This is a genomic window from Dyadobacter sp. HNCC25DJ186 (assembly GCF_056895235.1).
Genome location: NZ_JBXHAS010000007.1, coordinates 12,556 through 35,710, shown reverse-complemented (window position 1 = coordinate 35,710; position 23,155 = coordinate 12,556). Strand labels below are relative to the sequence as shown.

Annotated in this window: 19 protein-coding genes and 2 pseudogenes; 16 read left to right on the top strand and 5 right to left on the bottom strand. The window is 41.6% G+C overall.

Translation table 11 applies throughout. From position 1 onward, the window contains the following. Positions 1–46 precede the first annotated feature (46 nt). The 3 genes and pseudogenes from AC1XUO_RS20030 to AC1XUO_RS20020 form a co-directional block, all read right to left on the bottom strand. Complete coding sequence (locus AC1XUO_RS20030; protein WP_483331552.1) at positions 47–2,710, bottom strand: tetratricopeptide repeat protein; 2,664 nt, start codon at positions 2,708–2,710, stop codon at positions 47–49. 71 nt (positions 2,711–2,781) lie between these two features. Continuing rightward, positions 2,782–2,934: pseudogene (locus AC1XUO_RS20025) on the bottom strand (DUF5615 family PIN-like protein); the annotation flags it as partial. A gap of 31 nt (positions 2,935–2,965) precedes the next feature. Next, the gene (locus tag AC1XUO_RS20020; protein WP_483331551.1) at positions 2,966–3,199 is read right to left on the bottom strand and encodes a DUF433 domain-containing protein; all 234 of its coding nucleotides are present in this window, start codon (positions 3,197–3,199) and stop codon (positions 2,966–2,968) included. 308 nt (positions 3,200–3,507) lie between these two features. Between AC1XUO_RS20020 and atpD the strand changes: the two genes are divergently transcribed. From atpD to AC1XUO_RS19945, 15 genes and pseudogenes are all read left to right on the top strand, one after another. Next, a complete protein-coding gene (gene atpD / locus AC1XUO_RS20015) occupies positions 3,508–5,028 on the top strand; it encodes a F0F1 ATP synthase subunit beta (protein WP_090340766.1) in 1,521 nt (506 codons plus the stop codon). An 84-nt stretch (positions 5,029–5,112) separates the two neighbouring features. Next, a complete protein-coding gene (gene atpC, locus AC1XUO_RS20010; RefSeq protein ID WP_090340768.1) occupies positions 5,113–5,355 on the top strand; it encodes an ATP synthase F1 subunit epsilon in 243 nt (80 codons plus the stop codon). Between the two features lie 161 nt (positions 5,356–5,516). Beyond that, complete coding sequence (locus AC1XUO_RS20005; protein WP_483331549.1) at positions 5,517–6,857, top strand: APC family permease; 1,341 nt, start codon at positions 5,517–5,519, stop codon at positions 6,855–6,857. A 38-nt stretch (positions 6,858–6,895) separates the two neighbouring features. Then, positions 6,896–7,350, top strand: a pseudogene (gene tnpA, locus AC1XUO_RS20000) (IS200/IS605 family transposase). Between the two features lie 381 nt (positions 7,351–7,731). Further along, positions 7,732–8,010, top strand: a complete 279-nt coding sequence (locus AC1XUO_RS19995) for a hypothetical protein (RefSeq protein WP_483331547.1) — start codon at positions 7,732–7,734, stop codon at positions 8,008–8,010. A 38-nt stretch (positions 8,011–8,048) separates the two neighbouring features. Beyond that, positions 8,049–8,642, top strand: coding sequence for a hypothetical protein (locus AC1XUO_RS19990; protein WP_483331546.1), 594 nt, complete (start codon positions 8,049–8,051; stop codon positions 8,640–8,642). A 167-nt stretch (positions 8,643–8,809) separates the two neighbouring features. Continuing rightward, on the top strand, positions 8,810–11,239 hold the full coding sequence (locus tag AC1XUO_RS19985) for a TonB-dependent receptor plug domain-containing protein (RefSeq protein WP_483331545.1): 2,430 nt from the start codon (positions 8,810–8,812) through the stop codon (positions 11,237–11,239). Positions 11,240–11,392: 153 nt separating this feature from the next. After that, positions 11,393–13,132: a tetratricopeptide repeat protein gene (locus AC1XUO_RS19980; RefSeq protein WP_483331544.1), complete on the top strand. Its 1,740-nt coding sequence runs from the start codon at positions 11,393–11,395 to the stop codon at positions 13,130–13,132. Beyond that, complete coding sequence (gene lolB1, locus AC1XUO_RS19975) at positions 13,122–13,958, top strand: lipoprotein insertase outer membrane protein LolB1 (protein ID WP_483331543.1); 837 nt, start codon at positions 13,122–13,124, stop codon at positions 13,956–13,958. Before AC1XUO_RS19980 ends, lolB1 begins: the two co-directional genes overlap by 11 nt. Before the next feature lie 91 nt (positions 13,959–14,049). Beyond that, positions 14,050–15,390: a murein hydrolase activator EnvC family protein gene (locus tag AC1XUO_RS19970; protein WP_483331542.1), complete on the top strand. Its 1,341-nt coding sequence runs from the start codon at positions 14,050–14,052 to the stop codon at positions 15,388–15,390. A 99-nt stretch (positions 15,391–15,489) separates the two neighbouring features. After that, positions 15,490–16,308, top strand: a complete 819-nt coding sequence (panB, locus tag AC1XUO_RS19965; RefSeq protein ID WP_235151424.1) for a 3-methyl-2-oxobutanoate hydroxymethyltransferase — start codon at positions 15,490–15,492, stop codon at positions 16,306–16,308. A gap of 46 nt (positions 16,309–16,354) precedes the next feature. Next, complete coding sequence (locus tag AC1XUO_RS19960) at positions 16,355–17,086, top strand: RluA family pseudouridine synthase (protein ID WP_235151423.1); 732 nt, start codon at positions 16,355–16,357, stop codon at positions 17,084–17,086. A 5-nt stretch (positions 17,087–17,091) separates the two neighbouring features. Next, the gene (locus tag AC1XUO_RS19955) at positions 17,092–17,400 is read left to right on the top strand and encodes a DUF6787 family protein (RefSeq protein WP_483331541.1); all 309 of its coding nucleotides are present in this window, start codon (positions 17,092–17,094) and stop codon (positions 17,398–17,400) included. 108 nt (positions 17,401–17,508) lie between these two features. Next, positions 17,509–17,790, top strand: coding sequence for a type II toxin-antitoxin system RelE/ParE family toxin (locus tag AC1XUO_RS19950; RefSeq protein WP_483331540.1), 282 nt, complete (start codon positions 17,509–17,511; stop codon positions 17,788–17,790). 11 nt (positions 17,791–17,801) lie between these two features. After that, positions 17,802–18,098 (top strand): HigA family addiction module antitoxin, encoded by a 297-nt coding sequence (locus tag AC1XUO_RS19945; protein WP_483331539.1) that lies wholly within the window; start codon positions 17,802–17,804, stop codon positions 18,096–18,098. A gap of 274 nt (positions 18,099–18,372) precedes the next feature. Here AC1XUO_RS19945 and AC1XUO_RS19940 read toward each other — a convergent pair whose 3' ends face one another. Next, entirely contained in the window at positions 18,373–19,797 is a 1,425-nt protein-coding gene (locus AC1XUO_RS19940) for a DUF5723 family protein (RefSeq protein ID WP_483331538.1), read from the bottom strand. After that, complete coding sequence (locus tag AC1XUO_RS19935; RefSeq protein WP_483331537.1) at positions 19,794–21,719, bottom strand: RecQ family ATP-dependent DNA helicase; 1,926 nt, start codon at positions 21,717–21,719, stop codon at positions 19,794–19,796. The genes AC1XUO_RS19940 and AC1XUO_RS19935 overlap by 4 nt, the downstream gene beginning before the upstream one ends. A 149-nt stretch (positions 21,720–21,868) precedes the next feature. On the opposite strand from AC1XUO_RS19935, the gene AC1XUO_RS19930 reads away from it, so the two are divergent. Continuing rightward, positions 21,869–23,143, top strand: coding sequence for a D-alanyl-D-alanine carboxypeptidase/D-alanyl-D-alanine-endopeptidase (locus AC1XUO_RS19930; protein ID WP_483331536.1), 1,275 nt, complete (start codon positions 21,869–21,871; stop codon positions 23,141–23,143). Positions 23,144–23,155: the final 12 nt, after the last annotated feature.

Below are 23,155 nucleotides of genomic sequence, written 5' to 3'. Positions count from 1 at the left end.
ATTTTCGCGGTGGCTACTAACACATTTCAAATGCTAAAATAAAAAATCACTGAAACTCTGCACGCTGTTTTTCGATAAGAGCGCGCATAGGCTGATAGCGCGTGACAAATGCCTGATAATCGGCGGGAGACGACAATACTTTCACTTGCGCTTCGCCTTCATCTGCTTGTCCGGTCAATCCCTGCAGAAGACTTAAAATGGTATATTCTTCCCAAAGTAAAGCCGCCCGGTCATTATATTTTAATGCATCCAGAACAATCCGGTATGCTCTTGGGATCTGCTTTTTTTGTCTAAAATAATTCGCAGCTGACGATACTATTTTCGCGTCAAATGGATTGGCATGAACCGCTGCGGTATAACTTTTATCAGATGGTGATTTTTTTGCTGCTGCAAACAGGGAATCTGCTTTCGATGTCGGCGGCTTGATCGACATTAAGGAATTCTGAAGTTTTTGCAACGCGGGATTTGGTTCTTTTTCCTGCATCCTTTCCAACAATAATCCTCCGATCGCCTGCTGGCCGGAAAGTGCATACCCAACAGCCTGTCCCAATGTTCCTTCTATTCCATCCACATTTCCTAAATGCTTGATAGCCAAATCGTATAAACCTACCTGCAAAAACCAGTGACCCAGGATTTTATGATATAGCTTATTTTTTTCACCACCTTGTTCTGCCCAAACCGACAAAGTTTCGATGGCTTTCAATTTATTACCACTATAAAATTCAGGATACAGTGAGGCAAGTAACAAGTCCTCAGAAAGCAACTGATTTTTGTTGGCGATCTTTGGTAAAAAAGTAGCCGGCAGACTATCCTCCTCCGCCTGGTTTCTGGCATAGTTAACCAGATATGCCAGGCCGGAGACACTCAGAGACGAATCCAATTTGATGGCATTATTTTGAAAATCCCGCTTTGAAAAATTCTGACGAAGATTTTGAACCGCCAGCCAGTTGGCCTGCCAGGAAAGATATTTTTTAGCATTACTGTTGTTCGCAAGGGAGTCAAGCAGTCCGGAATCTGTACTTCTCGCCCAGATTGCCAGCAAATTTGTCGCCGGAACTTCCGGTTTTTCACTGGTTTTCTCTGCTTTGTCAAGATAATAATGGGCAGAATCCGCAACATTGGTTTTGGCATAAAGCATACCCAGGTTATTCAGCAATTCTCCGCTTTCAGGAAAAGTCCGGAGTCCTTCCTGTAAACTGAAAACAGCATCGAAAAACAAACTTTCCTGCATTAATACATCAGTCAGACCGGCATAAGCCTGTGGGGAAGGGTTTTTCAATAATGCCTGACGAAAATAATAGGCCGCAGCAACTTTATCTCCCTGGTTCAGTGCCAGCGAGGCGAGGGCATAATTGGATTTATGGTTTTGAAATTCCTGCTGTAAAGCCATTTTATAATATTGCTCTGCCAGCGGATATTCACGCGTGTTGCTATACAAATCACCCAAACCGTTAAAATAACCTGCAATTCCCTGATAAACAGGAAGTAATCGTTGTACAGAAAATAAGATTACCACCCCGGCAAAACCGAACAAACGCGTTTGCGTTAATCCAAAACGCATTGGTTTATACAAGACTTTATGAACTGCAAGCCCTTGCTTGAAAACAGCAAAAAAATTGACAAGAATGTAAAACAGAAAAACCAGGCTCATGGCGAGCTGTCCGTTTACGACTACATCTTCCAATACTTCAATGAGCGGATCATTTGCCGTTCCACTTGCATATCCGGCAAAAGCAGCGGTGACGATGAACATTCCGATGTATAACCAGAATCCGTTCGAACGAAAAGATAATAACCCGTTTGTAGCATCTGCTCTTTTTTTGAATCCCCAAATACCCAGAATCCCCGCAGCAATAGCCAGATAAACCGGGCTTAAAAACGTGAGATCCCAGTCAATCTGTCTTGTATTTTTTAGGTATAAAAGAACAAGTGACAACAAATACAGAATACTGATTACCAGAAAATTAGTCAATCCGGATTTGCCGTTTTTATTTTGTCCGCTGGTACTTAGCCAAACCAGACCAGCGACTATTTCAGTGGCGGATATTAATAAAAATGCAATGGAAATTAGCAGCCAGACCGGCAAAGAATAGGATGCGGCTGTGAGCGCCGGAAATGCAACGGGCGAAAGAAATGCGACCAGTCCAAAGAGAAATAGAGAAACCGCTGATATTCCCAGTATCCTGATTCCGATGCCGATATCAGGCCGAAACGCATGGAAGTAATAACTTATTCCGGTATATAATGTTATTGTGATAATAAAAAGTGCTTTGTTTCCCTCTCCAAAAATACCCAGTGTTTCCAGTCTCGCAGAAGCAAGTAAAAGAATAAAAATCACCATTCCGGTCAGATACCAAAACCGGGGCATTGTGGTCAGTGAAGCAAGAATAAAAGAAAGTCCTACGATGATAAATCCCCAAAATATCCTGATGGTCAGGAAATCCGTTTCCATTGTCGATGCGACGAATTGTTCCGTCACGAGGTTTGAAGGCGCGGATATACCATACTGCCATTGATCAAACTTTAAAATATCAACAACGGTTGAAATTTCAGACAATTCGCTGAGCACGTCCCAGCGGATCACATTGGCGAGAGGATTGATACTTTTAACAATAAAAAAAAGCAAGGCGAGCGCGACGATGACGAGAGCGGTTATCGTGATTTTGCGTTCTGACGAAGACCATACTTTCCAAAAAAAAAGTTCTTTCATAAATATTTTTTAACCCGATATCAAGAAATTACAAACGCAGATGTGCCGCGCTTTGATATATAAAACGAACATTATCGTCCTGTGATTTCCACCAGATCGGTTGTTTGGAGGAGTTTTAATGCTTGTGTTAAATTCACTGCAAGAATTTCCTGCAGTCTGCTCTTTGAAGTATTACCACAAGTAAGCCAAATTAATTTTGGAGGACTTCCGTTACGCATGAGAAGTGAAACGAAATGTGAGCATCAAGAATGATCATCAGGCCGCTTGAAAGACTGGATGATTTATTTTCGCCGCCGCATAAAGCAAGCTGGCAGTTACATCTTCAAGCTCCAAAGCGGGTAATTCGTCATTCACAATTTGTTCAGGAGTGAGTCCATTGGCTAGTAATTCAATAACATCTGTTACCCGGATACGCATGTTTCGAATGCAAGGTTTTCCACCACATTGATTAGGATTGAATGTGATACGCTCTAGAAGTTGTGCATTCATAAATACTCGGTTAATAATTACTCAAATTTAAACAATTTCAGAACGTCATCAAATGGGCGCCTAACTAATTCGGAAATCAAAATATAACTTAAAGCTTAATTGTATTTGTCTAAACATGAAAGAAAAAGTTCCTTTCCAAAGTGAATTTGACATCAATTCTGATAATTTCTATACACTTTTCACATAATTTGGGTGATTTTCTAAAAAATATCCAATAAATCGCGAGGGACACTATTGGTACTGACCAAATTATCTCCTACTTTTGCGGTTCGAAATAACCTCTCATAGACTATACTAAAATTCTTATAATGGCAAACGCGACAAACATAGGAAAAATTACGCAGGTAATTGGCCCCGTTGTAGACGTATCATTTGAAGACAGCGAACGCATCCCGGCTATTCTTGATGCATTAGAGGTCATCAAATCAAACGGTCAAAGAGTAATCCTTGAGTGTCAACAACATTTAGGCGAAGACAGAGTTCGTACAATTGCGATGGACAGTACAGAAGGTATGCAGCGCGGAATGGCGGTGAAACCTTTGGGCGCCCCGATCAAAATGCCTACAGGCGAAGCGATCAAAGGACGTTTGTTCAACGTAATCGGAGAAGCTATTGATGGTCTTACACCGGTTGATTCTTCTGTTAACGGTGTATCTATTCACCGTTCAGCTCCAAAATTTGAAGATCTGGCAACGGCAACGGAGGTACTTTTCACAGGTATCAAAGTGATCGACTTGCTTGCTCCTTATGTTAAGGGTGGTAAAATCGGGTTGTTCGGTGGTGCTGGTGTTGGTAAAACTGTATTGATTCAGGAATTGATCAACAACATTGCAAAAGCACACGCTGGTCTTTCCGTATTTGCAGGTGTTGGAGAACGTACCCGTGAAGGAAATGATTTAATGCGCGAGATGATCGAGGCAGGTATCATTAAATACGGTGACGAATTCAAGCACAGCATGGAAGAAGGTGGATGGGATATCTCCAAAGTTGATTACAACACTTTGAAAGATTCACAGGCTACTTTCGTTTTCGGTCAAATGAACGAACCTCCTGGAGCTCGTGCGCGTGTTGCCCTTTCAGGTCTTACAGTTGCTGAGTATTTCCGTGACGGAGATGGTGAAGGACAAGGACGTGATATTCTTTTCTTTATTGACAATATCTTCCGTTTTACACAAGCGGGTTCTGAAGTATCGGCTCTTTTGGGTCGTATGCCATCTGCGGTAGGTTATCAGCCTACACTAGCAACAGAAATGGGTGCTATGCAGGAACGTATCACTTCAACAAAACGCGGATCTATTACATCTGTACAGGCGGTTTACGTACCTGCGGATGACTTGACGGATCCGGCACCGGCAACGACATTTACCCACTTAGATGCAACGACTACGCTTTCTCGTAAAGTTGCTGAAAAAGGTATCTATCCTGCTGTGGATCCACTAGATTCAGTTTCACGTATCCTGAATGCTGAGACATTGGGTGACGCACATTACGACTGTGCGCAACGTGTTAAAAATATTTTGCAGCACTACAAAGAATTGCAGGATATCATCGCGATTTTGGGTATGGAAGAATTATCTGATGATGATAAACTTGTTGTATCACGTGCTCGTCGTGTAGAGCGTTTCTTGTCACAACCTTTCTTTGTGGCTGAACAATTTACAGGTTTGAAAGGCGTATTGGTAGATATCAACGATACCATCAAAGGTTTCAACCAGATTATGGACGGTGCATATGACCACCTGCCTGAAATGGCTTTCAACCTTGTTGGTACGATCGAAGATGCTCAGATCAAAGGTGAAAAAATGATGGCAGAAGCTGCTAACAGATAATCACATGATTGATTAACAGCCTGATAGTGAGATATTCATATCTATACTAACAGCTGATCGCTAACAGCCAAAAGCCAATTAAATATGCATTTAGATATCATTACCCCAGATAAAAAAGTATTTGCCGGCGAGGCAAATGCTGTAACATTACCGGGTACCGACGGACAGTTTCAGGTATTGAACAACCATGCCCCACTTGTAAGCTCGCTTAAACGTGGAGACGTAGTTGTAGATATCAGCGGCGCCAAAACAACTTATACCATCGATGGTGGTGTGGTTGAGGTACTGAACAATAAAGTTTTGGTTTTGGCTGAGGCGGTTTTGTAGGGTAAAACATAATAAAATTTGAACAGGGTGCACGCTATCGGCGTGTACCCTGTTTTTTTATACCCGTTTGAATTACTCATCCAGAACAAATAGGGGTGACGTTTCTTAACTTTCTCGAAAGTTTAACTATTTTCGGAAAAGCACTTTTCCTAATCACTCCTATGACACAACCTTCTCCCAAAAAAGAATTACTGAAAATACTCGGTGTTGGCTTTGGTATTGCCGTAACAATCGGTGGTACTATCGGAACAGGAATTCTTCGAAAACCAGGCCCCATTGCCGCCCAACTTGGTGAACCATGGCTCATCATGGGCGTTTGGATTGCAGTAAGTTTATATGCTTTTCTGGGAACGTTATGCACCATTGAATTGGGAACCTCCGTCCCGAAAGCAGGTGCCTGGTATGTTTATGCGCGCCGTGCATTTGGCGATTATGCCGGATTTGTTGTTGGAATTAACAGCTGGATGGGGACCTGCGCTGCATTGGGTTTCGGAGTATATACCATGAGCGAATATCTCGCACTTTTAATACCGTCACTTCTGGGTTATGAACCTTATGTTGCCGCATCCATATTGTTGATACTGACAGGTATACATTGGATTGGCCTGGCCCTGGCAAGTACCTTTCAAAATGTAATGAGTTTTCTTAAAGCTGTTGGACTATTCACTTTTGTAGCAGTTTGTTACATGTATGGAAATGAGATTTCCTCTGCCGATGCCACTTTAACGACAAGTAAAATTATTCAAACGGGAAGTTTTATCGGTCCGGTCATATTTTCTCTTCAGGCAATTTTTTATACTTATGATGGCTGGCACACCGCAGCTTATTTCACAGAAGAAGATGAAAATCCGACAAAAAACCTTCCTAAATCGATGATTGGCGGTGTTTTATTGATTATCATTATTTACCTGCTCTGCAATCTGGCAATACTTTATATTCTGCCAATGAATGAACTGGCCAATTCGAAACTGGCTGCTGCCGATGCGATCAAACTGATATTTGGTGAAGGATCTGCGAAAATTGTTACCATTTTCCTGATGGTATCCATTCTCGGGATTGTGAATGCGCAGATGTTGTTCAACCCCAGAGTTTTGTATTCCATGAGCCGGGATGGCTTGTTTATTAATGCCGCAACTTATGTAAACAAAGGTGGAACACCAGCCCTTGCCATGCCGATAACGGCCGCTGTTGCTATTGTACTGATCCTTGTAGGCAAAGAAGCCTGCGAAAAACTTTCCGACATAGCTACCTTCTTTTTTGTTTTAGGATATGCCTCCGGATTCGCTTCCTTACTGATGTTACGAAAAAAAGAACCGCTTTTGGCGCGTCCATGGAAAGTACCTGCCTATCCGGTTTTGCCAATTCTGATGTTAATTATTTCATTAGCATTTTTGGTTTCGGCTGTCGTGCAGGATATTTCAAGCAGCAAGTATTCAATTTTATTTCTGGTATTAAGTTATCCGATTTTCCTGGCTGTTCAACGGTTGAACCGGAAGGATTAACCTTCAAATATTCTAACACACACTAACTTAAAATTACCATGGCTGGCACTTTTTCACAATTGTATGTTCAGGTCGTTTTTGCCGTGAAAGGCAGAGAAAATTTGATTAGAAAGGAATTTCGAACAGAGATTTTTGAATACATCGCTGGCATCATTAGAGGAAAAAACCAATTATTGTTAATGGCGTTGGTGATCATGTACATTTATTTGTCGGGTTGCGTCCTTCTATGTCCATATCAGATTTGGTACGGGACGTAAAGAATAATTCTTCCAATTTTATCAATTCGAAAAAGTATGTTGCCGGCAAATTTTCCTGGCAAGAAGGATATGGTGCTTTTTCCTATAGTCAATCGCAAATTGATTCGGTTTTTAATTATATCAAAAATCAGGAAAGTCATCATCAAAAACGAACATTTCGAGAGGAATATCTTGCTATGCTGGAAAAGTTTAAAGTTTCGTATGATGAGAAATATTTGATTGACTGGATTGAGTAATTGTGTAAACAATCCAGGTTTCGGGGCTGTAAATCTGTCACCCGTTCCGGGTTTCCGTTGTAGGCCGGCCCCTGCTGTTTCTATAATACTGTCATCCCTTCGGGATTTAGGAAGGGTATAACATTTGAACGGTTTGAAATTCAACATTTTTCAAGTTTACAGGAAAATTTTTTGGTGATAATAGGTTTATTCTGTCACCCGTTCCGGATTTACGCCCGAAGTAGAATCCTGCTATTTCTATAATAATATCATCCCTTCGGGATTATTATAAACCGATATTGAGGAAATTTTTATAATCCCGAAGGGATGAAAGTATTGTAGAATATGCCGTCATGATATACATAAAAACCCTGAAAGGGTGACAGAAGAGTCACCATATAGATGTTCCCAAGAATTCTAATTCCACCACTTCCATATAAACTTCAACCTACCGGAATTGCTGAATATGACAAGCACTACGATTGCCGAAAATCCCGAAGGGATGAAAGTATTGTAGAAAACAGCATCAGGCTATATCATCAAAACCATGAAAAGATGAAAGAAGACAGAAGGACCACGAATCTTGATTCCGACACTCCAAAAACCATCAACCTACCGGAATTGCCGAATATGACAAGCACTACGATTGCCGAAAATCCCGAAGGGATGAAAGTATTGTAAAAAACAGCATCAGGCTATATCATCAAAACCATGAAAAGATGAAAGAAGACAGAAGGACCACGAATCTTGATTCCGACACTCCAGAAAACCATCAACCTACCAGAATTGCCGAATATGACAAGCACTACGATTGCCGAAAATCCCGAAGGGATGAAAGTATTGTAAAAAACAGCATCAGGCTATATCATCAAAAACATGAAAAGATGAAAGAAGACAGAAGGACCACGAATCTTGATTCCGACACTCCAGAAAACCATCAACCTACCAGAATTGCCGAATATGACAAGCACTACGATTGCCGAAAATCCCGAAGGGATGAAAGTATTGTAAAAAACAGCATCAGGCTATATCATCAAAAACATGAAAAGATGAAAGAAGACAGAAGGGCCACGAATCTTGATTCCGACACTCCAGAAAACCATCAACCTACCAGAATTGTCGAATATGACAAGCACTACGATTGCCGAAAATCCCGAAGGGATGAAAGTATTGTAAAAAACAGCATCAGGCTATGTCATCAAAACCATGAAAAGATGAAAGAAGACAGAAGGGCCACGAATCTTGATTCCGACACTCCAGAAAACCATCAACCTACCAGAATTGGCGAATATGACGAGCATTACGATTGCTAAAAATCCCGGAGGGATGAAAGTATTGTAGAAAATTCTGACACTAACTATCCCCAACCCAGAATGGGTGACAGAAGAACTATTAACCAACCTTCAATAATTATTGATAAATTACCCATGATAAAATCTAAATTGTAGCCTTTGAGTAACAAACCGATTAATCAACAGCCATGCTCTTAAAAACCTCATTTTTTAAAATTGCCCTTTTCACATTAGCACTCGCACTGGTTTCCTACAAATGGGCAGAAGACGATTTTTCAAAATTGATCGTTAGCAGGCTCGAGGAATACCGGAAGATATTTCCTCAGGAAAAAGCATTCCTGCATATTGATAAACCATACTATGTTGCAGGAGATACGCTTTGGTTTGGTGCATATCTTGCCGAAGGGTCAGTCCATTTTGCTGACAGTGCAAGCCGTGTTTTGTACGTTGATCTGATTGAGAAAAGAACAGGAAAAAATATTTCTTTGAAACGTGTAAAACTGGACGGAGGTTTTGGAAATGGGGAAATTAAACTGGATGACGCGCTGCCGGTCGGAGCATATACTATTCGCGCCTATACCAACTGGATGCGAAACTTTTCCGAAGATTATTTCTTTCATAAAGATGTCTATGTTTTTAACAATGAAACCAACAATCAAGAGACTGCAACGTCGGCTTTGGATGTACAATTTTTCCCGGAAGGAGGGCAGTTGGTTGCAGGCCTGAGTACGAGGGTTGGATTTAAGGCGATAGATGAAACAGGGTTGGGAGCTGATGTCACTGGCTTTATATTAAATCAGAAAAACGACACTATCGTAGCGCTCAAAAGTGAACATTTAGGAATGGGCAGATTTCCCTTGGAGCCGGTAGCAGGCCAGGTATACACTGCCTATCTACGAAAAAAATCAGGCTCTTACCAACGTTTTACATTTCCGGAAGTTAAACGAGAAGGTTTTACGATGATGGTAAATAACCTGACAACAACCGATAAAATGCGTATTTTGGTTTATGCCAGTTTTCCCGACAATATCGAAAAAGAAGTGAATATTGTTGCGCATACCCGCGGTTTGGTAGCATTTGCAGCCAAGGGAAAAGTATCAAAAAAGGGATTACAGATTAATATTCCAACATCAACTTTACCTGATGGCATTACCCAACTTACCCTTTTTGACAGCCAGAACAATCCCGTCAGCGAACGGCTTATTTTTGTAGATCACGGTGAAAGACTGCATTTGAAGATCAACAAAAATCAGGATTCTTACAATCCACGAGAAAAAACCGAGATTGAAATTATGGCTACCGATACGGCAGGCAAGCCAGTTGAAACTATACTTTCTGTCGCTGTTACCGACGGCGGCCAGATCGCGCAACAGCCTTACGAACAGAACATTATTTCTTACCTGCTGTTGTCATCAGATCTAAAAGGCCATATTGAACAACCAGCCTATTATTTTGACACAACAAAAACCGATCGTAAAATAAAGCTGGATATACTAATGATGACGCAGGGCTGGCGGCGATTCGAGTGGGCTGATGTTTTACAGGAAAATCATACAACACCTACAAGATTTGTTGAGCAAGGGTTTTCAGTTCAGGGTGAAGTTAAAAAGGGAAATAAAAAATTAGCCGAAAAAGTGATGTTATCTGTCTTTTTGACGAATGACAGTATCAATACTTTTCTGACCACCGAAACAGGGGAGTCCGGCCGCTTTTCGCTTGAAAACCTGATTTTTGATGATTCGCTGAACGTTCGCCTGCAGGGAATGAATGCAAGAAACAGCGCTGGTCTTAACATCATTTTAGCACCGTTTGACCCACCGAAGTTTACTATATTGAAAATTCCATTTTACCCAATGACAGTAGACGCTGTGAGAATGTCGGAATATTTAAAACGGGCGGAAGAGTATCTTGAAATAGAAAGAAAAATCAGAGCAAGCCGGGAAAAACTGCTGAGAGAGGTAACGATTAAGGGAAAAAGAGCCGAAGAACGAGATTCGAGAAAACTATATAGCCGCGCTGATGCTTCTATCAAAGTCACGCCACAAATGACCGGCGGTGCGAATACGGTTTTGGATATGTTACAAGGCAGGGTGGCGGGGGTTTCAGTGATGGGCTCCGGACCCAATGCAAGAGTATCCATTCGCGGAGGTAGAAATGAGCCCACGTTTTTGTTGGATGGAATGCCTGTTGACAAAGATCTGATCACTTCTTTGTCTGTTTTTGATGTGGAATCGATTGATGTTTTGAAAGGCGCGTCTGCTGCTATTTATGGAAGCCGGGGAGGAGGAGGCGTGATCTCTATTTTGACAAAAAGGGGGAATTCAAACTACGATTATTCGAAGGATGTTACGCCTGGTGTTACCGTAGCGAAAATTGCAGGGTTTGATACGCCCAAAAAGTTTTACGAACCTCTTTACGACCTGAAGCGACCTGAAGATGCCAGACCGGATTACCGGACAACCATTCATTGGGCTCCCTTATTGCGGACAGGCAAAGATGGAAAAGTAAAATTCAGCTATTTCAATACCGACGCCAGTACGAACGTCAATATTCGCGTAGAGGCATTAACAACTTGGGGAATACCTGGTTCGGCAGAAACAGGATATTCGGTACGATAACTAACCCGGTTATAAGATTACTTCATAAAATGCGTTAGTAATCAAAAGCAGGTGGAAATTTGACCCTGTCCATCCCCAAAAAAAGTGATACCTTTGCTGTTTATATTGAAATGGCCGATCTGTCTCGATTTATGATTGGCAACAAGATAAGATATGAGGACAGAATTTTTCAAAATATGCTTATGGGCAGGCCTATTGGTGGCTTCCGAAATCACGCCGGCAGACGCTCAGCGTAAGCCAAAAACCCGTGAAAAGGAAAAGACCGCACCTATCGGATTTCGTCTCGAAGAAGAGACGTTAACATCCGATGGAATGAAATACATGATGACGGACCAACCGGCACGGGCACTTCCCATATTTGAGCAGATCACTCAAAAAAGTCCTCAGGACCCTGCCGGATATTATCTGGTTGCTACCGCTTTATTGAAGCTGGATCGCCAGGATGATGCGCTGGTTCCATCGAAAAAAGCCTATGACCTCGATAAAACAAATCTTTTCTACGCGCAGCAGCTGGCAGAGCTTTATGCAAAAAAGAAAAAATACGCTGAGGCAGCATTAATTTATGAAACACTGGTCGCGCAAAGTCCTGAAAATATTCAATATGGAATTGAGCTGGCTGCCATTTATGTTTTTAATGAACAGTTTGACGAGGCCATCCAGACGTATGACGGACTTGAAAAATCCATAGGTATTACCGAAGAAATAACTCACCAGAAAGAACAGCTTTATTTAAGACAAAACAAGCTTGACAAAGCGTTGGCAGAGGCAAACAAACTTATTGCAAACGAGCCAAGTGAAGTAAGTTACAGGATTGAACTTGCTGAAATGCTTATCGCAAATGACAAAATTTCAGAGGCCGTCGCTCCTTTGGAAGAGGCATTAAAAATTAATCCTGACGAGGCACAGGCGCATGTGCTGCTTGCAGATATTTATCGCAGAAATGGTGATATTGAAAAATGCAACCAGGAGTTAAAGCTTGTTTTTGCTAACCCGAACCTGGATGCTGAGCCGAAGATCCGCGTGCTTTCCGGATATCTGACAATGCTGAAATCGGATCAGGAAACGGGGGAAGCTTTGGCTCTTGCGAAACAGCTTGTGGATACCCATCCGAACGATGCCAGAACTAACGTCATTTACGGAGATTTATTAATGCGCAACGGCAAAAAAGCCGAAGCGCGTGACAGGTATGTAAAAGCAACCTCGATCGACGGATCTGACTATAAGGTTTGGGGCGCTGTTATCCAGCTGGATGGAGAATTAAATCAGGTTGACAGTCTATTAGTTCATTCGGAAAAAGCTTTGGAAGTATTTCCCAATCAGGGGTTGCTCTGGTATTCAAACGGAACGGCGCATCTGATGAAGAAGGATTATAAAAAAGCCATTTCTTCATTTGAAGAAAGTTTGAAATTGCTTACTGAGAAAGACATGCTTCCTTACATCCATGCGCAGCTTGGAGATGCTTACAACGGCTTGGGAGAGAATGCAAAATCCGACGCAGCCTACGATCTTGCCTTGATGGAAAATCCAGATAACGACCACGTCCTTAATAATTACAGCTATTTTCTTTCACTGCGTAAAGAAAAACTTGACCAGGCTTTGAAAATGTCGGAGCGGTTGATTCAGCAGCATCAGAATAACCCAACTTATCTGGACACACATGCCTGGGTACTTTATATCAGGAAAGATTACAAAAAAGCCAAGGAGTCTCTTGAAAAAGCAATGCGCGATTCTACCAATGTCAGTGGCACGATTGTTGAACATTATGGGGATGTGCTGTTTAAGCTGGGAGAGCGCGAGAATGCGGTTTTACAGTGGAAAAAGGCAAAAAAAATGGGTGAGACAACAGAACTTCTTGACAAAAAAATAGCAACCGGAACATTACATGAGCAATAAGATTACGGTATGGTTTCTGGCCTTCGGGTGTATCTGGTTAACTTCGTGCCACAAAAAACATCTTTCAAAAGGCACAACAAGGCCGAGTTTAGATTCTGGTTTTGTATCCATAGATTCTTCCAAAATAGATTCAGTATCGGAAAACAGAGAGGCAGTTCCGGTAAAAGTGCAGGAAATTGCATTTGATTACCTTGTTGCCAAATCTAAATTTTCACTTCGCAGCAGCACACAGGATTTTGAAAATACAAACGTAAATATTCGTATCAAAAAAGACAGTCTGATTTGGCTTTCAGTAACCGGCGTGGGTTTTGAAGTAGGGCGCGGATTGATCACGCCGGATTCTATCGTTTTTCTTGATAAATTTCATAAAGAGTACTTTGTCATAACCTACGAGCAGCTGAGTAAGCAATATAATTTTGAACTTAATTTCAAATTATTGCAGTCGATCATCATTGGAAATTTACCTATTCAGCAAACTACTGACGCCAAGTTTTACAAGGAAAACGATTTTTTTACACTGCGCCAAAACAGTGGAAAAATTGTCGTTGACAATTATATTGGTGAAAAAAATCAAAAACTTGAACGTCTTAAGGCCGTCGAAATGCCTACAAATAACACAATTACTTTGGATTATGAGGATTTTAAGGAAGTGAACAGTATGTTGTTCCCATTCAGCAGCCTTATCAATCTGGACGTACAATCCAAAAAAGATAACCAGTTCTATCAGACTACTATGCGGATCAAACACAGCAAAGTAGAGTTGGTATCCCAAAGTCCCGGATTCCCGTTTAGCATACCGTCCAGTTATGCCCGAAAAGGTAAATAACAGATTGTCTACTGTTTTATAGGCGCAAAAACGTGAAGTCTGCTTAACTTTGCCTGACCTTTAAGGTATTTTGGCAGCAAGAAAAATTAATATGCCCTTTCACAAAACGTATTATCGACGAATATTTCTGGTACTGACTCTTCTGTTTTGTACAGCACTTAGCGTATCTGCGCAGAAAACCCGTGAGCAACTGGAACGGGAAAAAAGTGAAAACCAGAGCAAGATGAATGAAATTCAGGGAATTCTGAAACAAACATCTTCCCAGAAAAAAGTAAACTTAGGTCAGTTGCGCGCACTTAGTCAGCAGATTAATACGCTTAAGAAAAAAATAGACCTGTTGTCAGACGACTTAAAATTGCTGGATGGTGAACTTAAAACACTTGAAAAAAAGCAGCAGATTCTGGCAAACGATCTTGGCAAATTAAAGGCGGAATATGGCGACATGATCTACGAAGCCTCCAAGCGGAATGTTTACATGAACCAGTTGATCTTTTTATTTTCAGCAGGTACATTTAATCAATTCGTACTTCGGTATAAATATTTGAAGCAATATACGGATGCGCGTCAGGGGCAGGTAAAACAAATGGAAGTGCTTGAAAAGGAACTACTTGCAGAGCGCCGGCGTATTACTTCTAAAAAACAGCAGCAACAAACTGTACTGACGACCCAGGTTTCAGAAAATACAAAACTGGAAGGTTTAAAGACCAAACAGGATCAGGTTGTTCAGGAATTGTCTCAAAAAGAGGTTGAATTACGTAATCAGTTAGCTGCAAACAAAAAGGCGACAAATCTGTTAGAAGCCAACATCCGAAGGATCGCAGAGCGAGAAAAGAAAGAGCGGGAGAGAAGGGAACGGGAGGAACGTGCTGCCAGAGAAGCAAGAAGAAAAGCAGAACGGGAGCGCATAGCCCGCGAGAATGCTGAAAGAGAGAAAAAAGGCGAGGCAAAAGTTGTTGAAGAAGAGCCAAAAGAAGAACCTGCCATATCTTCAAGTGGTATGAGTGATGAAGAAGTTACGCTTGCATCGTCGTTTGCAGCATCCCAGTCACGTTTGTCATGGCCAACAAGAGGATTTATTTCCGGTCATTTCGGACAACGTCCACATGCCGTTTTAAAAGGCGTGATGGTTGATAACCTCGGCGTTGATATTCAAACAAATGCAGGAGAAATTGTACGCTCCGTGTATGATGGTGTTGTTTTGGATGTAACACAAATGCCGGGAATGGGTAATGTTGTAGCAATTCAACACGGTAATTATATGACGGTATACGCGAAAATGTCAGGTGTTACAGTGACGGCGGGACAAAAAATAAAAGCCCGGGAAACAATAGGCCGCGTAGCGACTGACAGCGACGGCACCTCGGAGCTTCAGTTCCAGATCTGGAAAAGTACATCCCGTCTTAACCCGGAAAGCTGGCTGATCAGAAGGTAATTTTTTAATGATTAATGGTTAGTGATTAATGCTTAATGTCGGCCATTTATTATTAACCATCATTAACAATTTACCATTAACAATTAATCATTAAAAAAGATGTCTATACATAGTTCTGATATAAAAAGAGTTACGACCCATATCATTCAGGAAATGAAAACGCGGGGCGAAAAAATTTCCTGTCTGACCGCTTATGATTATTCAATGGCAGGTATCGTTGACGCTGCCGGCGTTGAACTGATACTCGTTGGAGATTCCGCGTCCAATGTGATGGCTGGCCATGAAACGACTTTGCCGATTACGATCGATCAGATGATTTATCATGCCTCATCGGTTGTCAGAGCTGTGAAACGTGCATTGGTTGTCGTTGATCTTCCTTTTGGTTCATATCAGGGAAATTCTGGAGAGGCACTTCGTTCTGCCATTCGCATAATGAAGGAATCTGGCGCACATGCAGTCAAGCTGGAAGGCGGATTAGAAATTAAAGAATCTGTGATGCGGATTTTGAGTGCTGGAGTGCCGGTTATGGGCCACCTGGGACTTACGCCGCAATCCATTTATAAATTTGGTACTTATACGGTCCGTGCCAAAGAAGAAGTTGAAGCAAAAAAGCTTTTGGAAGATGCTAAAATGCTGGATGAAATAGGCTGTTTTTCTGTTGTCCTGGAAAAAATTCCATCGGCGCTTACCAAACAGGTTTCGGAAAGCATAGCCATTCCTACGGTTGGCATCGGTGCGGGACCACATGCCGATGGCCAGATACTCGTTCTGCATGATGTGTTAGGAATCAACAAAGGTTTTAAACCGCGTTTTCTTCGTCAGTATGCCAATTTAAACGACATCATGAACGAGGCAATCACAAATTATATTAAAGACGTTAAAGGCAAATCTTTCCCAAACGAGAAAGAATCTTATTGATCACCTATTTTCCTGATTTTTACGGGAAAAATTAACACTGAATATTATGGCAAAGCGTCCATTTCAAATTATATACGAAGACAATCACCTGCTGATTGTTAACAAAGAACCCGGCATACTTGTGCAGGGAGATTCCACGCGTGACAAGCCTTTGCTTGACATGCTGAAAGAATATATCAAGGAAGAATACAACAAACCAGGGGCTGTTTTTCTGGGTACTGTCCACCGTTTGGATCGTCCCGTTAGTGGTTTGGTTGTTTTTGCAAAAACATCAAAAGCGCTGGAAAGGATGAATGAAATTTTCCGTAAGCGCGATGTTCAGAAAACATACTGGGCTGTCGTTAAAAACCGTCCGCCGGAAAAGAAAGGCAAACTTGTACATTGGCTTATTAAAGATGAGCAAAGAAATGTGACAACGGCTTATGACTACGAAGTACCTGGTTCACAGCGCGCCGAGCTTAGTTACCGGCTTCTGGGAGATGTTAATAAATTCAATTTGCTGGAAATAACACCCGTTACCGGCCGTCCTCATCAGATTCGTGTGCAGCTGGCTTCTATGGGCTGCCCGATCCGCGGTGACTTGAAATATGGCTACCCAAAAGCAAATCCGGATGCAAGCATCAATTTACATGCACGTCGTCTTTTCTTTGAACATCCGGTAAAAAAAGAGCCGATTATATGCAAAGCCGGTGTACCGAATGATCCTTTCTGGGAAGAATTCCTGCCATTGGATACTGAGCCGATCAAAGCGGAACATTTAGGATTTTTATACGAATAACCTTTATGATTGAAAAGTTAAAGCAGCGCTGGAATGTTAAAAATGGATGGGATGTACTAATCATTTTGTTGGTTTTTGCCTGCACAGGATTTTCTATTCTGTACATGAAGCGCGCGCTTTTCGATCTGGTTGGACTCTCGAAAGAATCAACACCATCCTGGATGCTCTGGGCAGTAAATATCCTAATAATCCTTCCGCTCTATCAGGTTGTCTTATTAGCCTGGGGCTGGGTTTGGGGAAAATTTACTTTTTTCTGGGAATTTGAAAAGAGAATGTTCAGAAGGATTGGGGGGTTGTTTGGGCGGAAAAGGTAGACTCCTACGATATAATTTACAGACACTTTACTCTTCGATTGATTAACTTCTAAATTAAAATATTTGCAAAAATTGTAACCTTTGGGGTTTCACTGTATATTTGTAAAAATGATTGAAACCATTGCCCATAAGGGGCTTAGGTTACTTTGGGAAAAGAATAATCCTTCCAAACTACCTGCTGAACAAATAGAAAAAATCAGGCGTATTTTGTCGGTTTTAAACACCGCAAAAACGCTCGACCCGATCAAAGCAATTCCTGGTTATCGGTTACATCAATTAAGCGGTGATTTGAAAGGATACTGGGCAATTTGGGTTACAGGTAACTATCGGATTGTATTCCGCTTTGAAGAAGAGAATGTATTTGATATCAACTATATTGATTATCACTAAAATATACAATAATGAAAAGTGAAATGAAACCGGTACACCCTGGTGCCGTTCTGCGGGAAGATGTTTTAAAAGAAATGAAAATATCAATCACAAAAGCAGCCAGGGAGTTAAACGTCAGCAGGAAACAGTTATCAGCAATTGTTAATGAAACATCTTCTATATCTGCTGAAATGGCGGTACGGCTTGAAAGTGGATTTGGAATCAACGCAGAATTTTGGCTTGACATGCAGAAAAACTTTGATATCTGGAAAGTTAAAAGCAGTGGCCGTGTCCAGGGAATTCATCGTATTCTGTCACAGGCGGTTTAAACAGGCGCAAATCTCCTCTAAAATCTCTAATTTTACCAGAACCAACTTTGCTTTAATATCTCTTCCACTGAAAAAATAAAATGGAAACTTAATATCCCATTTATTTTGCCAAATGTTCTAACGGAAACGTTATGGGAGAAAGAATACCAAAAAACTCATTAGAAGTTTCTACTATACCTTCGGATAATATCTATGAAGGAACGTATTTTTAAGCTAAATTTTCTGACTATAAAAGAGGAATTAGGAAATTTATCAACTTTGAAATGAGACATAATTACCCCTTCTTCCACCCCTTCAACTTCCAGACTGAAAAGCCCACATAAGCCATACTGCCTCTCGCTCCGCCTTTTTTTACAAGTCCGTTGATATTACTAAATCCAACAAAAAATGGCCCGAAGTGAGCCATGGCGCCCAGGGAAACGCGTTTATTTCCTTTTATAAATGAAATCGGGAAGGCAAAGTCTGAATCCTCATCTTCAAATCTTGGCGTGATGGTGAAGACGTTTGGCTGGGTCAGATCAAGCGGGTTATCGGTTCTTGGCTTATACCGTTTCGTTTGCGCCAGCGTTACAAAAAATCCTTTGACCAGTTGAATATCCGCTTCCAGATGCATGGCCTGCGGAAGCCTCACATTTCTGTGAAACGTGGTATCAGAAGTTTCAGGATATAAATTCATTAGTCCGTCTGCTCCTTCGTTTCCTATTATTTCCAGTTCCCTTTGCCCAATAACAGCCTGTTCCTGAAACCCGCTAACGACTCTGCTGTTTTGTGTTTTGTATTTTATTGAACCAATATCTGTCAGAGACGCGGCCAAACGGAGCAGATAAGTTGGGCTCTGATCGAATGCTTCGTCTTCGTTATGCCAATAATCTCCAAGCTCATAAGTCGCACCAAGGTCGTAAGCCCAGCCTGCTGCATACTTATCTGAATTGAAAATATTGCCGAGTTTCATCTTTTGATTGGATTGGCTATAACCACTTTCATAAGAAAAATCATTCAGAATTAATTGATTTTCATCTGTGCCTCCTGCAACGCGGCTGACTTGAAAATCATTCACAGATCCCGTAACATAACCAATTCTGGCTCCGAAAATTCTTTTCACAGTAGTTCCAATCCGTAGTTTGTGCGCTTCCAGATCTAAAATCTGAACGCCGTAAGATGCGCTCAATTCGGAAAAACTCTGCTGAACAAGATTAAAATTTCCCCATTCCTGACGGGCAACTTCATCCATCCCGGTATCCAGTCTTTTAAAATACAAATTCCTGATATCATCCGGCACATTATTTCCCTGCACAAACCCACGGGTCCGCAATTGAAACGCCACACCCTGATATTTCCCAATCGAAAACATGGCCGAAGGCCAGCGAATTTCACTTGCGAGATAAATAGGATTTTTGTCTGTCAGCGATCCCATCGTGCGCGACCGGCCATAAAGTTCATCTTTGGAATGCGGCGCTAACAGTGGATAAAACAACGAGTTTTTCCCTAGAAACACAAAATACCGATGGTTGATACTACTCCCGATCGTTCCCAGATTTACCTGAAACTTGTAGCGAGAACCTGCAATAGCAGAAGGATTTTCAGTTGCCCTGTAAAGTCCGCCATAATTGCTGGTTACCAGTCCGGGAATTTGTTGGGAATATGCGGATTTTGCCAAAAATCCTATTAATAGTGTAAGATTAAAAAGTTGCTTTTTCAAGAATTGTATCTGCTGTTTAAATTTAGTTTTCCAACGTTATCGTATTGGATTATTTCTTCTTCAATCAAATATTTGACCGTTTGCAAAAAGAGCTGCTCTGGCGCATAATCAAAAATCTGGCTCAAAAACCGAGGTGTTACCGAGCCGGTGTCTTTCAGATAAAGCAGTATTTTGTTACCTAATTCTTCATCTATCCCGGAATTGGACTCATTCTTTTTTTTCCTTATACAAACATCGCAAACTCCGCATTCATGGCCATCCATTTCGTTGAAATATTCCAATAAAAGTAGTGTACGGCAACGGTTTTTATTGGATGCATATTGAATCACCGCCCTTGCTTTCTGTCTGTCGCGCTCTCGTCTTCTTTCAATTTCAAAAACATTTAGCGGTAACTGAGCAGCATCAAATCGCGGTGTCAGAAATGTCAGCTGCGGTTTGTCTCTTCGTGGTTCATAATCGATAATACCGCGTTCCTTCAAAAACGACAGCTTTTTTATAATTTCTGCCTCCGGAGCGAAGTAAATCTGCCCAAGCTCGGTTTCAGAAATCCTGATGTATTCAGTGAAAAGTTCTCCACCATACAGCCGCAACAACAATTTTATAAACGAATCAAACTCCGGATACCGTATCTGGAAATCATATAATTGACGGTTGTCTACTTCAAAATGAATTCTGGCCGGATCGTTGAAATTTTCGCTTAACTGAATAAAACCTTCCTCTTCCAGAAGTTTTAAAGCGAAATGTGTTTCATTAACAATCAGGCCAAATATTCCTGTAAAATGTTGTATATCAAAACTGTAACCAGAAAATTCACCACCCCCAACGGGAATTTTATAATAATTCGCCAGCGATTGATAAACCTTTCTTAAAACATCCATGGAAGGATATTTCCTTTCAACATTTTCGGCCAGTTCGTCGAGGTCAATTTTGTTATAAAGCGCAACTGCAAAAGATTTTTTTTCATCACGGCCAGCCCTTCCAGCTTCCTGATAATACGCTTCGAGATTGTCCGGCAAGTCAAAATGAACCACAGCGCGCACGTCCGGCTTGTCAATGCCCATACCAAAAGCGTTTGTGGCAACAACCACCCGGACCTGATTTTTAATCCAGGCCGTTTGTCTGTCGGAACGTTCTTTGAATGGCAAACCCGCATTATACCCCGAAGCGCGGACACCTTGTTTGGTGAGCCAGTCAGCCAATTCCTTCGTCCGTTTTCTCGTTCGCACATAAACGATCGCTGTTCCCGGCACATTTTTAAGAATCTGAAGCAGCTTTCTTTCTTTATTCTCTTCCAAAAATGTCGAGTAAGACAAATTTGCCCGTGCGAAAGACTGCCGGAAAACTCTGACCGGCTTCATTTCCAGCCTTTCAATAATATCAATCTGAACCTGCTCTGTGGCTGTGGCGGTTAAAGCCATGACCGGAACTTTCGGAATTAATAATCTGAATTCTGCAATAAGTAAGTAGGAGGGCCTGAAATCATAACCCCAGGCTGATATGCAATGCGCCTCATCGATGGCCAGCAGACAAACTTTCATTTGTTTGGTCCGCGCAATCATGATGTCTGTCCGTAAGCGCTCGGGCGAAACGTAAAGAAATTTGGTTTGCCCGTGAATGCAATTATCCAGCGTAATATCAATTTCATGGCGGTTCATACCCGAATGAATGGCAGCAGCCGGAATATTTCTTCGTTTAAGCTGCTCAACCTGATCCTTCATCAATGCAATAAGAGGCGTTACGACGATGCAAACACCTGCCATCGTAAGTACAGGAACCTGAAAGCAGATTGATTTTCCGCCACCGGTGGGCAGTAATAATAGTGTGTCATTTCCTTCCAGCACCGACCGGATTGCCTCTTCCTGCACAGGTCGAAACTGGTCGTAGCCCCAGTATTGTTTCAGGACGGCGTGAAGGTCACTCATTGTATGTGTTTTGTCAAAAGATTTGCAAATTACTAAATTCGGAGCCGTAATTCTTTCAAAAAAAATCGTGGCTGATCAAACTATGAATATGCTTTCTTCGTTTTTTAGCCGAAAATACTAACTTTACAGACTGGTACTAACCGATTTCTATGCGCACGCTCCTTTCTCTGTTAACGATTTTTTCATTATCTGGCTGCTCGGTTTCTCATTATTTAAAACGCGAAATAAAAAATTCTCCGGTTTTAAGTCAGCAGCATACCGGTATTTCGATCAATAATCTGACGGGCAGCAAAGCCGTTGCGTCTTATCAATCTGATAAATATTTCAATCCGGCTTCTAATACAAAATTATTCAGTTTCTACGCTGGTTTGTGTGCGCTTGGCGACTCCTTACCTGGTTTGGAATATCTGGAATGGGGAGAGCTTTTGATTATCCGTGGCACCGGCGATCCGTCTTTATTTCATCCTGATCTGCCTAAAAGCGCTGTCATCGACTTTTTACAAAGCAGAAAAGAGCAAATATTTTTTTCTCCTGTAAATTTCCAGGATGAGCGCTACGGTCCGGGATGGGCATGGAGCGATTATAATGACGACTATCAGCCGGAAATATCACCAATGCCTGTTTATGGCAATATTGCGCGTTTTACTGGACTGACGGACAGACAATTTCGCGTAAAACCGAAAATCTGGGAAAAATCCTTACAACCGGACACATCGGTTGTCGGCATAAAAAGAGAAGAATTTCAAAATACTTTTCATTATTCTCCGAAAGCTCTGGCAGCCGGAAAAACAAGAGATATTCCGGTCCATATGACGGATGAAATGACAGTTCAGCTGCTGAGTCATGCCCTTAAAAAGGAAATCAAGCTGATTCACGTTCCGCTTACTATTGAATTGCAAATAGTTAAAAGTATACCTTCGGATTCCTTGTATATGCGTATGATGCAGGTGAGCGATAATATGCTGGCTGAGCAGCTGATGTTACTTTATGCTTCTGCAAACGGATTGCCGTTAAATACCGAAAAGGCGATTGAACATGCCAAAAAGAATTATTTAAGTGATATGCCTGACAATCTGGTTTGGAAGGATGGCTCGGGATTAAGCCGCTACAATCTTTTTACGCCAAGAACTATAGCAGCTTTGTTGCAGAAGATTTATGCAAAAGTTCCTCAGGAGCGGTTGTTTAAAATACTGCCAAACGGCGGAGCCACCGGAAGTTTGAAAAATATGTTCAAAGGGCAGGAACCGTTCATTTTTGCCAAAACGGGCAGCTTCAGTAATAACTATAACCTCAGCGGTTATCTTGTTACAAAGAAAGGAAAAACGCTGGTTTTCAGCTTCATGAACAATAATTTCACCAAGCCAAGCTCAGAAGTCCGGAAAGAAGTGGAACGAATACTGACCGGGATCCATAATAAATATTAGGCTTTTATGTGA

Coding starts and splice junctions, on each gene's coding strand:
- AC1XUO_RS20005 (WP_483331549.1), top strand. CDS start 5,517: ATGACACAACCTTCTCCCAAAAAAGAATTACTGAAAATACTCGGTGTT.
- panB (WP_235151424.1), top strand. CDS start 15,490: ATGTCTATACATAGTTCTGATATAAAAAGAGTTACGACCCATATCATT.
- lolB1 (WP_483331543.1), top strand. CDS start 13,122: ATGAGCAATAAGATTACGGTATGGTTTCTGGCCTTCGGGTGTATCTGG.
- AC1XUO_RS19995 (WP_483331547.1), top strand. CDS start 7,732: ATGTTCCCAAGAATTCTAATTCCACCACTTCCATATAAACTTCAACCT.
- AC1XUO_RS19970 (WP_483331542.1), top strand. CDS start 14,050: ATGCCCTTTCACAAAACGTATTATCGACGAATATTTCTGGTACTGACT.
- AC1XUO_RS19960 (WP_235151423.1), top strand. CDS start 16,355: ATGGCAAAGCGTCCATTTCAAATTATATACGAAGACAATCACCTGCTG.
- AC1XUO_RS19950 (WP_483331540.1), top strand. CDS start 17,509: ATGATTGAAACCATTGCCCATAAGGGGCTTAGGTTACTTTGGGAAAAG.
- AC1XUO_RS20030 (WP_483331552.1), bottom strand. CDS start 2,710: ATGAAAGAACTTTTTTTTTGGAAAGTATGGTCTTCGTCAGAACGCAAA.
- AC1XUO_RS19980 (WP_483331544.1), top strand. CDS start 11,393: ATGAGGACAGAATTTTTCAAAATATGCTTATGGGCAGGCCTATTGGTG.
- atpC (WP_090340768.1), top strand. CDS start 5,113: ATGCATTTAGATATCATTACCCCAGATAAAAAAGTATTTGCCGGCGAG.
- atpD (WP_090340766.1), top strand. CDS start 3,508: ATGGCAAACGCGACAAACATAGGAAAAATTACGCAGGTAATTGGCCCC.
- AC1XUO_RS19930 (WP_483331536.1), top strand. CDS start 21,869: ATGCGCACGCTCCTTTCTCTGTTAACGATTTTTTCATTATCTGGCTGC.
- AC1XUO_RS19945 (WP_483331539.1), top strand. CDS start 17,802: ATGAAAAGTGAAATGAAACCGGTACACCCTGGTGCCGTTCTGCGGGAA.
- AC1XUO_RS19985 (WP_483331545.1), top strand. CDS start 8,810: ATGCTCTTAAAAACCTCATTTTTTAAAATTGCCCTTTTCACATTAGCA.
- AC1XUO_RS19990 (WP_483331546.1), top strand. CDS start 8,049: ATGAAAGAAGACAGAAGGACCACGAATCTTGATTCCGACACTCCAGAA.
- AC1XUO_RS20020 (WP_483331551.1), bottom strand. CDS start 3,199: ATGAATGCACAACTTCTAGAGCGTATCACATTCAATCCTAATCAATGT.
- AC1XUO_RS19935 (WP_483331537.1), bottom strand. CDS start 21,719: ATGAGTGACCTTCACGCCGTCCTGAAACAATACTGGGGCTACGACCAG.
- AC1XUO_RS19955 (WP_483331541.1), top strand. CDS start 17,092: ATGATTGAAAAGTTAAAGCAGCGCTGGAATGTTAAAAATGGATGGGAT.